Below are 12,910 nucleotides of genomic sequence, written 5' to 3'. Positions count from 1 at the left end.
ATGGACCTCGCCTCCACGGTGTACTGCCCGCCGCGCGCCAAGTCGCCCTGGCGCGTCGAGGACCTGTTCGCGCCGGCGGCCGTGCGCTTCTACGGCCACGGCCGCAACGCGCTCGTCGAGGCGCTGAGGCTCGCCGGAGCGGCGGGCGGGCGAGTGCTCCTGCCCTCGTTCGTCTGCCGCGACCTGCTCTCCGCCGTCGCCGCGGCCGGGGCCGAGCCCGCGTTCTACGGCGTGCGTCCCGACCTGTCGCCCGACGAGGACCAGGCGCGCTGGCCCGACGCGCGCGCGGTCCTGGCCGTGGACTTCTTCGGCTGGCCGCAGGACCTCGCGCCGTTTCAGGCCTACGCGCGGCGCTGCGGCGCGGTCCTGATCGAGGACGCCGCCCACGCCCTGTTCTCGCGCGACGCCGCGGGCCGCCTGCTCGGGACCCGCGCGCCGCTCGGCCTGCTCAGCCTGCGCAAGTCCCTGCCCCTGCCCAACGGCGGGGCGCTCGTCGCCTCCGACCCGGCTCTGGCCGCGCGCCTGCCCGCGCAGGTCCCCTTCGAGCCGCTCCCGGGACGCCGGCCCGCGCTCAAGGCCGCGGCGCGCCCGCTTCTCGCCCTCGCCGGCGCCTTGAGCGCGCACATGGGCCTGACCGCGATGAGGACCTTGCGCGGCGACGCCAGCGGACATGTCGCCTCCGACCCGGATTCGGAGCGGATACTGCCCGAGCCAGCGGCGCCCTGCCTCGAGCTGGGACGCCCGCTCGTCTGCGCCGACCCCGCCATCGAGGCGTCGCGCCGCCGCGCCCTCTGGTCCCTGTGCGACGGACTCGCGCGGCGCGCGGGCCTCGCCCCCGTCTTCCCTTCCCTGCCCGACGGCGTCGTGCCGTACGGCTACGCCTTCCGCGCGAATGATTTTCCGGCCGCGCGCGCCGTCTTCGCCGCCGAGGGCCTGACGACCTTGCCCTGGCCCGACCTGCCCGCCGCGGTGCTCGGCTCCGCGCCGGAGGCCGACCGCACCGTCGCCTTGGTCCATTTCCTATGGTGACCTGGCGCGTGTTCGCGGGCTCCGACGCGGAGTGGGACGCCGCCCTGGCGGCGCTGCCCGGAGCCAACGCCTTCCAGTCCTCGGCCTGGGCGCGTCACAAGGCCGACTCCGGCTGGCGGCCCGCTCGCGCTTTGGCCGACGGCGCCGCGGCGCAGGCGCTGTCCAAGGACCTTCCCGGCGGAGGGCGCCTCCTGTGGGCCCGCGGCGGCCCGGTCGGCGAGCCCGCGCTCTGGACGCCGGCCCTGCGCGAAACCTTGGCCGCGGCCGCCGGAGGCTCGTTCACCTACGGCCGCGTCTGCTCCTACCGCGAGGCGGACGACGCCTCGGACCGCGCCCTGCGCGCCGCGGGCTGGCAGCGCCCGGCGACGCCGCTCGACCGCAACATGACCTACCTGCTCGACCTGACGCCCGAGCCCGACGCTTTGCTCGCCGGCCTCTCGACCAACTGGCGCCACAACCTCAAGCGGGGCCAGGCGCGCGCCGAGGCTTCGCCCTGGTCCGAGCCCGATCCGGTCGAGATGGAGAAGGTCTACAAGGCCATGGAGGCCCTGAAGGGCCTGCCGCCCCAGCACCGCGCCGGCGAGCTGGGCTCGATGGCGCGCGCGCTCGGCGGCTCCTTCCTCCTGCGCCGCGCCGTCGTCGACGGGCGGACCGTCGCGCTGCGCGCGTGCGCGGTGTTCGGGACCTCGGCGGTCGACCTTCTCGCCGCCGCGACGGAGGAGGCGCGCAAGGTGTACGCCTCCTACGCCTGCCTCTGGTCGTTGGTGCTCGAGTCGCGCCGCCTCGGCGCGAAGACCTACGACCTCGGCGGCGCCGACCCCGCGGCCGCGCCCGGCGTCGCCGACTTCAAGAAAGGCCTCGGCGCGCGCCTCGTCACGACGCTCGGCGAGTGGGACTTCGCGTCGCCGCCCGTCCTGCGCCGCCCCGCGGGCGCGCTGATCGCCTTGAAGCTCGGGAAGAGCGCGTGAGCTGGACGCACTCGCTGTGGCGGACGGTCGCCCGCGCCGCGGGACGCCCCTCCGGCCGCGCCGGGCTGCGCGTCCTCGGCTATCACGCCGTCGGTACGGTCATCCCCGGTGATCCTTACGGACTGAGCGTCTCCCCGGAGTCGTTCGCGCGGCAGATGGAGGCGGTCGCCTCCGGACGGTTCGGCAAGCCCGTCTCGCTCGGCGGCGCGAGGCTCGACGGGAGCGCCGAGCTCGCCGTGACCTTCGACGACGGCTTCCGGGACGCGCTGACGGCCGCGGCGCCCGTCCTCGCGCGCCTGTCGCTTCCCTTCTCCGTCTGCGTCACGCCCGGCCTGCTCGACGCCGGCCGGCCGCATCTGTCCTGGCCCGAGCTCAAGGAGCTCGCGCTCGCTTCCGGCTGCGAGATCGGCGCCCACGGCCTCACGCACGCGCGCCTCGACGGGCTCGGAGACGCCGACCTCGCGGGCGAACTGTCCGGCTCGCGCCGCCGCCTCGAGGACGCCCTCGGCCGGCCCGTCTCGGTCATGACCTGGCCGCACGGCGCCGCCTCGCGCCGCGCCGCCGCGGCCGCGCGCGCCGCGGGCTTCACGCGCGCGGCCTGCTCGCTGTACGGCCTCAACGAGCCGGAGCGCGAGCCGCTGCTGCTGAAGCGCGTGGAGGTCACGGGCTTCGACGACGAACGCGACTTCGAAGGCAAGGCCTCCGGGGCCTGGGACTGGTTCGCCCTGCGCCAGGGCGACCCCGCGTCCCGATGAGCGAGCGTCCCTTCGACGTCGTCATCCTCTCCAGCGTGGAGTGGGACGCGACGCGGCAGCGCCACCACGCCTTCGCGGAGCAGTGGGCGAAGGCCGGGCACCGCGTCTTCTTCGTCGAGAACACGGGCTTTCGCGAGCCCGGCCTGCGCGACCTCGGACGAGTGACGGGGCGGCTGAGCCGCGCCTGGCACGGAGGCAGCGCGAGGCACGCGCGCGTCCCCAAGGGGATCTCCGTCGTCAGCCCGATGGTCCTTCCGCCCACGAGGAAGCTGTTCCGCGAGGCCAACGCCGCCCTGCTGGCCCCGCGCCTGGCCGACCTCCTCCACGACCGCGGGCTTCGCCGCGGCCCCGTGGTCTTCGCCTACCTGCCGACGGCCACGACCTTGGCCATCCTCGACCGGCTCGGTCCCTCGCTCGTCGTTTACGACTGCGTGGACAACTTCTACGGCCTGCCCTCGCCGCCGCCGAACCTCGCCGAGACCGAGGCCGCGCTGATGGCGCGCGCGGGGCTGGTGCTGACGACCTCGCGCACGCTGTACGAGGACAAGAAGCCGCTGCACCCCAACGTCGTCGAGCTGCACCACGGCGTGAGCCGCGCGTTCTTCCTGCCCCCGCCGCCGGACCGGCCGCGCCGGCGCCTGTGCTACTTCGGGACGGTGTGGCGGGCGCTGGACTACGCGCCGATCCGCGCGCTGGCCGAGGCCGGCTACGAGATCGAGATGATCGGCCCGGTCAAGGAGGCCCCGCCGCCCCTGCCCCCGTCGGTGGTCTTCCGCGGGATCTACCCGCATGAGGAGCTGCCGGCGATGCTGGCCGACCACGACGCCCTGCTCCTGCCCTACGTGAACGACGAGTACAACCGCGGCGTCATCCCGGCGAAGACCTTCGAGTGCCTCGCGACGGGCCGTCCCGTCCTCGCCAGCCCGCTGCCCGCCCTGAAGGGGCTGTCGAAGGTCCTCACGATCTGCCGGACGCCCGGCGACTGGGTCGCGGCGGCCCGCGCGCTCGACCGGGACGCCTCCCGGGACGAGCGGGTCGAGACGGCGCGCGCGCACGCGGAGGAGACCGTCTTCGCGCGCCTGAACGCCCTCGTCGCGGACGCCCGCAAGACCGCCCCCGCCGCGCCGGCCCCGTCCGCGCTCCCCCGCCACCGGGCGCTGCTGTCGGGCCTCGGCTGGATCGGCGTGCTGTACGGGACCGCGCGGGTCTCGACCTTCCTCATGCAGCTGCTGGCCGGACGCCTGCTCGGCCCCGTCGAGTACGGCCGCGCCAACCTCGTCATCGCCGCCGCGGCCTACCTGCAGATCATCCCGATGCTGGGCTTCCCGCTGGCGACGAGCAAGCTCATCGCCGACGAGCACGACGAGGGGCGGCGCGCGCGGCTGGTCAGCACCGCGCTCGCCTCGTTCCTCGCCTGGGCCGTGCTGAGCCTGCCGCTGATGGCCGGGGCGCACTACTGGCTCGAGCGCGCGATGGGCCTGCCCGCCGAGCTGTTCGCGCTGTCCGCCCTCCTGGCGACGGCCACCGCCCTGAGCCAGGTCCTGTCGAGCCCGCTGCTGGGCCTCAAGCGCTTCGCACACCGAGGGCTCGTCGAGACGGTCTACGGCATCGCCGCGCCGATACTCCTCATCGGCCTCGTGGTGTCTTTCGGAGCCGACCATCGCGCGATGGTCCTGGCCTTCATCGGCAGCCTGCTGGCCAGCTCCGTCTACGCGCTGTGGACCCTGCGGCACTATCTGCGCCTCGCTTTCGAATGGGATTTCGTGAAGGCCGTCGGCCGCTACGCCGCGACGGCAGCGCCGACCTTGCTCTCCACGGCGTGCGTGCTCGCTCCCGCGCGCCTGTTCCTGAACCATCACGCCAGCGCCCAGGAGGTCGGGCTGTTCAGCGCCTACTTCACGGCGACCGTGCAGGTCGCGCTCGCCTTCCTCTACATGCTGCAGGCGGTGCTCGTCCCCATGGCGAGCGGGGCCGAGGGCCAGCGCGACATCTGGGCCCTGTTCCGGCGCGCGGCGGCGCCCGGCCTGCTGGCGGCCTGGGCGTTCTTCGGCGCGACCGCGATCGGCGGCATCGCGCTGTTCGGCCGCCGCTACAACCTCGACCTCGGCTGGGCGGCGGCGTTCGCGGGCGCCGCGGCGCTCATCCTCCTGCACGGCGCGATCTCGGCGCTGTACGCCGCGCGCGACTACTCGGGGCTGCGCCTGTCCGTGGCCGGGGCTCTCGCCGCGGGGCTCGGGAACCTGGCCCTGACCTCCCGGCTCGTGCCTTCGTTCGGCGTGCTCGGCGCGGCGCTGGCGCTGATGCTCTCCTTCGCGGGCGGGCTCGTCCTCTACGGCGCCGTCGCCCTCTGGGAGAGGCGTCGCGCGTGAGACGCCTCTGCGCGGCGGCGGCGGCCGCCGCACTCGGGGCCACGGCTTGGCACGTCGCGCGGAACGCCGCGCCCCCGACGTTCGACGACGCATGGTACCTGGAGACGAGCTTCCGTCTCTGGGCCGCGCTCCGATCCGGCCCGCTCGAGTTCGCTCACGCCTACCTGGAAGCCTTCCGGATCAAGGCGCCGCTGATCTCGCTCGCGCCGCTGCCGCTGTACGCCGTCCTCGGTCCCGGCGAGCGCGTCGCGGTGTGGGTCAACCTGCCGCTCGCCGCGCTCGGGGCGTGGGCCTGGTCGCGCGCCGCGGCCGAGTGGTGGCGCGGCCATCCCCGCGCGCGCGACGCGGCCGCGCTCGGCGGAGCGCTGTGCGCGCTGACCCCGCTCGCCTACGGCCTCTCGCGCGTCTTCCTCGTCGAGACCTTGGTGACCGCCCTCCTCGGACTGTGGGCCTGGCGCTGCGCCGCCGCGAAGCCCGGCGACCGGCGCGAGGGCTGGCGGCTCGGCGCGCTCCTCGGGCTCGGGCTCCTGGCCAAGGTCACCTTCCCTCTCGTCGCGGCCGGCTTCGCCTGGCCCGCGCGCGAACGCCTCAAGCCGCACGCGAAGCTCGCTCTGCTCGTCGCCGTCCCGCTCGCGGCGACCTGGTACGCGGTCAACCTCCCGTACGTGCTCGGCTTCGCCTGGAGCGCGGGCTTCGGCCGCGTCGCGGGCGACTACGCCGGGGGCGGCGGCCTCGGCGCGCGGCTCGACTGGGCCGCCGCCATACTCCGCGACGCGCTGTCGTGGCCGCTCGCCGCGGCGATGGCCGCCGTCGGAGCCGCGGCCGCGCTCGCCGTCCGCGAGAGGGCGGGCGCGGGCCTTCGGGCCGCGCTGTGGGGCCTGGCGCCGCTGCTCGTCTACGCCGCCGGCGTCAACCGCGAGCCGCGGCTGATCGCACCTCTGCTGCCCGTCGTCGCCCTCCTCGCCGGCCGCGCCGCCGTCTCCTTCCGCGGCGCGGCGGCCCGCGGGGCCGCGGCCGCCCTGCTGCTGGGCGCCGGGCTCTGCGTCTGCGCGGCCCGGACCTTCCGGACCTCCCCGCCGAGCGCCGACCCGGGCTGGGACCGAGGAGCGCTGGTCGACGCCGTCGCCGCCGCGGGGGGCAGGGTCGCGGCCGTCGCTCTCGAGGATCCCCGGCTCAACGCGAACAACCTCGCCTCTCTCGCCGCGATGCGCGGACTCGAGCTGAAGTTCGTCAGCCTCGGCTACGCGCAGGCCTCGGCGGAGGGCGCACTCATCCGCCTCAAGGACAAGTCCTGCGACACGCTCGTCCTCGTCGACGGCGTGCCCGAGTCCGAACTGCCCGCCTTCCTGAATAAGGCGAACGCGGGAGTCCTCGCGATGACCGTCTCCGGGAAGCTCAAGACCAAGCCCGGGATGAACGTGGCGCTCGCCCCCGGCGTCACGGCGACCGTGCTCCGGCTCATCTGGTAGACTCTCCCTCATGCGTTCCCTGACGCCCGTCGCCGCAGCGGTCCTTCTCGTGGCTGCGGTTCTACCCGTCTCCATCGCGGCGACCAATGCGGCCCTCGCGCTTTTGACCCTCGCCCTGTTCGCTCGTTGGACCACCGGCGGCGCGGCGCCGGTGGTGAACGCCTGGAAGAAGACTCCCGCCGTCTGGGCCATCCTGTTCTATTGTCTCACCGGCCTGGCGGCGACGTGCTTCGGGACCGGGCCCGCCCAAAGCCTTCACGACAACGCCAAGGACTTCCACAAGCTGTGGGTCCTGCTCCTCCTCACCGCCGCGTTCTCCGAGGAAACGGTGCCGGCCGTCTGGGCGGCGCTGGCCGCTGGTTTCACGGTGATCCTGGCGGTCGGAGCCGGTCAAGCCGCGGTCGCGATCATGGAGCGCCAGCCCGGCTTTCCTCTTCCCCGCCCGCATGCCTTCGTCCATCCCGTCGCGTACGGCGAGCAGTTGACCTTCTGCCTCCTCGGCGGACTGTGCGCGTTCGTCCGCCCCAACGAGGTTTTTCGGAGACCGGCGGCCCGGCGACTCGCGGGCGCGCTCATGGCGGCGACCGTCGCGCTCCTCGTGTTCAATCAGACGCGCAGTTCCATCTTCGCCGCGGCGGCAGGCTTCGCCGCGGTCTGCGCCCTCGATCCCGCCTCGCGTCGAGTCGGCGCCTGGATCGCCGCGGTCCTCCTCGCGATCGCGACGGCCTGGGAGTTCCTCCCGACGGGAGATCGCCGCTCCCTGTTCCGCCTGGTCGTGGACTTCAACCCGCGCGACTCTCAAAACGCCCGCTACGTCCTCTGGTCGTCCGCGTGGCGGATGTTCCGCGACCATGTCTGGACCGGGGTCGGCCCCTCGCATTACCGGACCCTGTTCACGACCTACTTCCAGGGCTCCCTCGACAACGAAAACGTATGGGGCTCCGCCCACAATCTCTACCTCCACCAGCTCGCCGAGCGCGGGATCCTCGGCGCGGCGGCCCTGTCGGCGGCGCTCGGGACGCTCCTCACCGGCGCCTGGCGCGCCGCGCGCCTGGAGACCGGATCACGCGCGCTGTGGGCCCTCGCGGCCGTCGCCGCGTTCCTCGTGATGAACCTGACCGAGGTCGCCTTTCAGAACGAACAGGTGACGACTCTCGTGCTGTTCATCTGGGCCTGGGGCACGACGCCCCTTCGCGCGCGAGGCGAAAACCTATAATGTCCCCGGTGAAGAAAACGCTTTCCATCCTCATCCCCGTCTACAACGAGAAGGACACGGTCCTCGAGCTCCTGCGCCGCGTCGAGGCGGCGGAGATCCCCGCGGCGAAGCAGATCGTCATCGTCGACGACGGCTCGACCGACGGCACGCGCGAGCTCCTCAAGGACCTCGGCGGCCGGGCTAAGGTCGTCCTGCACGAGCGCAACCGCGGCAAGGGCGCGGCCCTGCGCACCGCCCTGGCGCACGCGACCGGAGAGCTCGTCATCGTCCAGGACGCCGACCTCGAATACGATCCCGCGGACTATCCCGCCCTGCTCGTCCCCCTGCTCGACGGCCGCGCCGACGCGGTGTACGGCTCGCGCTTCCTCGGCGGCCCGCACCGCGTGCTCTTCTTCTGGCACTACTTCGGGAACATGGTCTTCACCTTGATCACGAACGTGCTCTACAACATCAACCTGACCGACATGGGGACCTGCTACAAGGTCTTCCTGACGGAGAAGATCAAGGCCGTCCCCCTGCGCAGCGAGCGCTTCGGCATCGAGGCCGAGATCACGGCGAAGATCTGCAAGCGGCGCATGCGCATCTACGAGGTCCCCATCTCCTACTCCGGCCGCACCTACGAAGAGGGCAAGAAGATCACCTGGAAGGACGGCTTCTCCTACCTGCTCTGCCTCCTGCGCTACCGTGTCCTGGATTAGAACCCGGCCGCTGACGGCCCTGGCCGCGTTCGCTTTCGCCCTGCGCGTCGCCTGCGCGACCGCGACGGAGTTCCACCCCCTCTTCCCCGCCTACTACTACACGGACGCGTCCCTGGCCCACGAAAACGCCGTCGGCGCGCTCGAGGACATCCGGGCGGGCCGCGCGCCGCGCTTCAACGGCTCGCTGGCCGAACGCCTGCAGACCTCGGTCTCCCTCGGCGTCTACAGGACGTTCGGGGTCCGCCCTTTCCTGCTCAAGCTCCTGAACGCCCTCCTGGGCGCTCTCGCCGTCGCGGCGTTCGCCTGGACGCTGTCCGGGGCCTTCCCCGCGCTTCCGGCGGCGCTCGCCGGACTCGCCTTGGCCGCGTGGCCGTCCCACGTCTTCTTCACGTCGCAGAACCTGAAGGAAGCCCCCATCGCGCTGCTCGTCTATGCCGCCCTCGGCGCCGCCTTCGCCGCGGGGTTCGACGCGGGCGCCCCGAGAGCCCGGACGATTGCGCTCGCCCTGAGCTCCGGCGCCGCGCTGCTCTGCGCCGGCTTTTTGAGGACTTATCTCCCGATCGCCCTGGGAACGGCGCTGCTCCTCGCCCTCGGTCTGTCGGCGCGGCGCCCGCCCCGGACCAACGCGGCGCTGACCGCCGCCGTCCTCATGCTGGCCCTCGCGTTCTTTCCTTACGGCGCGCGGACCATCCTCGCCGCTTTCCATACCCAGGAGCTCGGCGCCGCCGACCAGGATCGGATCGCGCCGCGTTTGATCCCGGTCACGATCGACACGACCGACGCGTACGTGACCCACAGCCCGACCTCCCCGGAGGGGATCAGCCGCTTCCGGGACGTCCGTCAAGCGGCGGACCGGCAATGGGCGGCGACCGAGGCGGGAAGGACTATCGGCACGCAGATCTATCCCGGCGAGGTCTTCAAGACCTGGCTCGACGTCGCGCTCTACGTGCCGAAAGGCGCTCTGACCGTGCTCTTCATGCCCCTTCCCGGCCTTTATCCTTTGGAGGGGAAGCCCGGACGCTGGGCCGCGGCCGCGGAGAACGTCACGCTCCTCGTCCTGGCCTGCCTCGCCTTGGCGGGAGCCGTCCGCGGACGGAGATCCCCCCAGCGCCTCGCCTTGGCCGCGTTCTTCGCGACGATGACCGTCGGCGCCGCCCTGCTCGAATTCGACCTGGGCAGCGCCGGACGCCACAAGCTGCTCTACTGCCCGATGATGTTCCCGTTCGCCGCCGAGGAGGCGCTTCGCCTGCTCGGCCTGGAGCCCGCATGATCAAGGTGTTTCAAGTCGTCGAGTGCGGCGGACCCGGAGGGACGGGCGAGCAGGTCGCCGCGATCTGCAACGGCCTCGATCCCGCGCGTTTCGCGGTGTCCTTGGTCTACGCGGTCCGCGGAGGCTCTCCGGACGCCTACCGGGCCGAATGCGCGGGAGCCAGGGCCGCGTATTTCGTCCCCGAGATGACCCGGGAGATCTCGCCGGTCGACGACCTCGAGGCCCTGCGCAAGCTCCGGGCGCTCTTCGCCGAGCATCGTCCGGACGTGGTCCACGCGCACTCCTCGAAGGCGGGCGTGCTCGCCCGCGCCGCGGCCAGGGCCGCCGGCATCAAGACCGTTTTCTACACGCCTCACGGCTACGGGTTCCTCCAGCAGGACCGCTCCGCGGCCTCACGCCTGCTCTACAAGACCGTCGAGAAGGCCGCCGCCCGCTTCGGCGAGACGATCGCCTGCGCCCCCGGCGAGGCCGCCGCGGCGCGCGCGCTCGGCGGCGGCCCCGTGCACACGGTCTGCGACGCCTATCTCGGCGAGTTCCTCGAGCCGCTGCCTCACGACGGGATCGCCGTCGGCTCCTGCGGGCGCCTGACCTACGCGCGGAACCCCGACGCGTGGATCCTGCTCGCGCAGCGCCTGACCGACTCCCGCAACGGGCTCAAGTGCGTCTGGATCGGCGGAGGCGACGACGAGGCCCGGGCGCGGGTCCTGCTCGAGAACATGAACCTGGCGGGCCGCGCCGAGATCACGGGCTGGAAGCCGGCCGAGGAGGCGCGGGAGCGCCTGCGCGCGCTCGACCTCTTCGTCCACTACTCCCGCTGGGACGCCCTGCCGAACGCCGTCCTCGAGGCCATGGCGGCCGGCCTTCCGGTCGTCGCCTCGGACAACGCCGGCAACCGCGACGCCGTCGAGGACGGGGTCACCGGGTTCATCGTGAAGAGCGAGATGGAGCTGCTCGAGCGCTGCCAGCAGCTCATCGACGACAAGGCCCTGCGCCTCAAGCTCGGCGCGGCGGGCCGCGAACGCGTCCGCGGGGGCTTTTCGCGCGACCGGATGATCGCCGAGCTGTCCCGCCTGTACGGCGCCGGACGGCCGTGATGGACGGACCGAAGGGCGACCGGCGGCTCGCGCTCGCCGCGGCGATCCTCGGCGCCGCGCCGTTCCTCTTCACGGTCCCCTTCTGCGGGCTCTATCTCGACGACTTCTCCTTCCTCGACCTGCTCGCAGGCGCCTCGCCGGAGAGGCTCTGGCTCGAGTTCCTCCACTATGTGCCCGGGCGGAACCTCCACATCCCGTTCTTCTACGGCCTCCTCGAGCTGACGCGCGGCTCCGTCGCCGGGATGCACCTCGTCGGCCTCGCCTTCGACGCCCTGAACGCCGCATTGCTGTTCCTCCTCGTCCGCCGGCTCACCGGCCTGCGCTCGGTCGCGCTCGCCGCGGCCGCGGCGTTCGCCGTGGCGCCGAACCACGGCGAGACCCACTTCTGGATCACCTTGATCCCGCAATGTCAGATCCCCGCCGCCCTGACCTTGTCCGCCTTCCTGCTGGCGGCGGGCGGGCGGCGGCTGCCGGCCTGCGCCGTCTACGCGGTCGCGCTGTTCACCTACGACCAGGTCTTCTTCCTATGGCCGCTGCTCCTGGCCGTCGCGTGGAGCCGGGACGCCGCCCCGCGCCGGACGGCCTACGGCGCCGCCGCCGGGCTGCTGGCGCTGAACGCGACCCACATCGCGCTGCGCTACCTGTCGCCCCACGCCTCGGGCGGGCGCCCGCTGATCCGCTGGGAGGACTTCTTCCACCGCTGCCGCGACGCGGCCGTCGCCGTGGGCAAAGGCGTCCTTCCGTGGCCGACCAGCTCCCACGCGCACTGGGCCTGGAGCCTGCCGCTCGTCGCCCTCTCGCTGGCCGCCGCGTTCTGGCTCGTCCGGGCGGTCCGCGCCGAGGCCCGGGACGAGTCCGCTCCGCTCGCCTCCTGGACGAGCGGCTCCGGCTGGCTCGCCGCCGCGGCGGGGGGCGCGGCCTGGACCCTGCTGGCCTACGCCCCCAACCTCTTCTGGTTCCTGAGCCCGCGGCACAACCTGCTCCCTTCGATCGGATGGTCCCTGACGCTCGCCGCGGCGGGAGCCTTCGCCGCCTCCCGCGGCCGCCGCGCGGCCGCGGCGCTTCCTTGGGCGGCGGGCCTCTTCTTCGCGGCGGCCGCCGTCTCGAACGTCCACGAAGGCACTCAGTGGATCGACTCGCACCGCCTGCGCCGCGAGTTCGCCGCGGCGGTCCGAAGGCTGTCGCCCCCGGTCGACGCGGTGTTCGTGACCGGAGCCCCGCGCTACCTTCGGCGCGCCCCGGCGTTCAATCTCCCCCACGACGTGGTCATGGCCGCGGGACGCGCGCTGGACCGGCCTCCGCTGCTCAACGGGGATTACGAGCTCTCGCCGACGCGACGGGGCGTCGTGTTCCGCAACGACCTCTCGATCGCCCCGGCCGCGAACTTCCGGTGGCTGCCGGCGGGCGAGGCGAATCTCCTGTCCTTCGACCCCGAGACGCGTTCGTTCGCCTGCGTGTCCGGCCTGCGCGTGGAGCGCCCGGACGGAGCGATCGAGGACCTCCCCTTGCGGCCCAACGCGGACTGCGCGACCGTCCGGTCCGCGCCGGCGGACGTCTACTTGGCCGCCTCGGCCGCGGGCCCCGCCCGGCGCGCCGGCCCGGAGGCTCCCCGCGCCGGGAGGCTGGCCCTGCTCGCGGCGTCCGCCTTCGTCCGGGATGGGACGACCGTCCTCGAGCTCGAATGGCGCGTCGACGCCGCGCCGAGGACGACCTTGGCCTACATCCCGCGCCTCAAGGACGCCTCGGGCGCCCTCCTCCTGGATGCCGTGTTCCCCTCGCGCGGGACCCGGAAGCCCTATCCGATGATCTGGCCCCTGGTCGACGACCTCGCCTCGGGGCTCGGGCTCCGGCCGGGAGGAACGCTCCGTCAGACCTTCCTGCTGCGGCGCCCCGCCGCGGGCCTCGCGCCCGGAGCCGTCCTCGAGCTCGACGCCTACGAGATCGCTCCCGACGGCGGCGCCGGCGCCCTCGGCACCGTGAAGGTCCCGCTCGCGCTCAAGCGCTGATTCCTTCGGCGTCCGGAGGAATTGTTATAGTGTCGC

Annotated in this window: 10 protein-coding genes; all 10 read left to right on the top strand. The window is 73.3% G+C overall.

Annotation, left to right across the window (positions count from 1 at the left end; genetic code table 11):
- From HYV14_06350 to HYV14_06305, 10 genes are read left to right on the top strand one after another with little or no spacing between them, the layout of a single operon-like run.
- Window positions 1-1,029, top strand: coding sequence for a DegT/DnrJ/EryC1/StrS aminotransferase family protein (locus HYV14_06350; GenBank protein MBI2385617.1), 1,029 nt, complete (start codon window positions 1-3; stop codon window positions 1,027-1,029).
- Window positions 1,023-1,997, top strand: coding sequence for a peptidoglycan bridge formation glycyltransferase FemA/FemB family protein (locus HYV14_06345; protein MBI2385616.1), 975 nt, complete (start codon window positions 1,023-1,025; stop codon window positions 1,995-1,997). Before HYV14_06350 ends, HYV14_06345 begins: the two co-directional genes overlap by 7 nt.
- Window positions 1,994-2,752 (top strand): polysaccharide deacetylase family protein, encoded by a 759-nt coding sequence (locus HYV14_06340; GenBank protein MBI2385615.1) that lies wholly within the window; start codon window positions 1,994-1,996, stop codon window positions 2,750-2,752. Before HYV14_06345 ends, HYV14_06340 begins: the two co-directional genes overlap by 4 nt.
- Window positions 2,749-5,121: an oligosaccharide flippase family protein gene (locus tag HYV14_06335; protein MBI2385614.1), complete on the top strand. Its 2,373-nt coding sequence runs from the start codon at window positions 2,749-2,751 to the stop codon at window positions 5,119-5,121. Before HYV14_06340 ends, HYV14_06335 begins: the two co-directional genes overlap by 4 nt.
- On the top strand, window positions 5,118-6,590 hold the full coding sequence (locus tag HYV14_06330; protein ID MBI2385613.1) for a hypothetical protein: 1,473 nt from the start codon (window positions 5,118-5,120) through the stop codon (window positions 6,588-6,590). The genes HYV14_06335 and HYV14_06330 overlap by 4 nt, the downstream gene beginning before the upstream one ends.
- 10 nt (window positions 6,591-6,600) lie before the next feature.
- Entirely contained in the window at window positions 6,601-7,806 is a 1,206-nt protein-coding gene (locus HYV14_06325; protein MBI2385612.1) for an O-antigen ligase family protein, read from the top strand.
- Entirely contained in the window at window positions 7,806-8,504 is a 699-nt protein-coding gene (locus tag HYV14_06320) for a glycosyltransferase family 2 protein (protein MBI2385611.1), read from the top strand. Before HYV14_06325 ends, HYV14_06320 begins: the two co-directional genes overlap by 1 nt.
- Complete coding sequence (locus HYV14_06315; GenBank protein MBI2385610.1) at window positions 8,491-9,774, top strand: hypothetical protein; 1,284 nt, start codon at window positions 8,491-8,493, stop codon at window positions 9,772-9,774. The genes HYV14_06320 and HYV14_06315 overlap by 14 nt, the downstream gene beginning before the upstream one ends.
- Window positions 9,771-10,868: a glycosyltransferase gene (locus HYV14_06310; protein MBI2385609.1), complete on the top strand. Its 1,098-nt coding sequence runs from the start codon at window positions 9,771-9,773 to the stop codon at window positions 10,866-10,868. Before HYV14_06315 ends, HYV14_06310 begins: the two co-directional genes overlap by 4 nt.
- Window positions 10,868-12,874 (top strand): hypothetical protein, encoded by a 2,007-nt coding sequence (locus HYV14_06305; GenBank protein MBI2385608.1) that lies wholly within the window; start codon window positions 10,868-10,870, stop codon window positions 12,872-12,874. The genes HYV14_06310 and HYV14_06305 overlap by 1 nt, the downstream gene beginning before the upstream one ends.
- Window positions 12,875-12,910 lie beyond the last annotated feature (36 nt).

Source organism: Elusimicrobiota bacterium (genome assembly GCA_016182905.1).
GTDB lineage: Bacteria > Elusimicrobiota > Elusimicrobia > UBA1565 > UBA9628 > GWA2-66-18.
The sequence above is the reverse complement of the archived record's forward strand: the minus strand, read 5'-3'. Positions and strand labels throughout refer to the sequence as shown.

Bases quoted from the DNA above. Each gene is read 5' to 3' on its own strand.
- HYV14_06345 (MBI2385616.1), top strand. From the start codon at position 1,023: ATGGTGACCTGGCGCGTGTTCGCGGGCTCCGACGCGGAGTGGGACGCC.
- HYV14_06325 (MBI2385612.1), top strand. From the start codon at position 6,601: ATGCGTTCCCTGACGCCCGTCGCCGCAGCGGTCCTTCTCGTGGCTGCG.
- HYV14_06310 (MBI2385609.1), top strand. From the start codon at position 9,771: ATGATCAAGGTGTTTCAAGTCGTCGAGTGCGGCGGACCCGGAGGGACG.
- HYV14_06335 (MBI2385614.1), top strand. From the start codon at position 2,749: ATGAGCGAGCGTCCCTTCGACGTCGTCATCCTCTCCAGCGTGGAGTGG.
- HYV14_06320 (MBI2385611.1), top strand. From the start codon at position 7,806: ATGTCCCCGGTGAAGAAAACGCTTTCCATCCTCATCCCCGTCTACAAC.
- HYV14_06350 (MBI2385617.1), top strand. From the start codon at position 1: ATGGACCTCGCCTCCACGGTGTACTGCCCGCCGCGCGCCAAGTCGCCC.
- HYV14_06305 (MBI2385608.1), top strand. From the start codon at position 10,868: ATGGACGGACCGAAGGGCGACCGGCGGCTCGCGCTCGCCGCGGCGATC.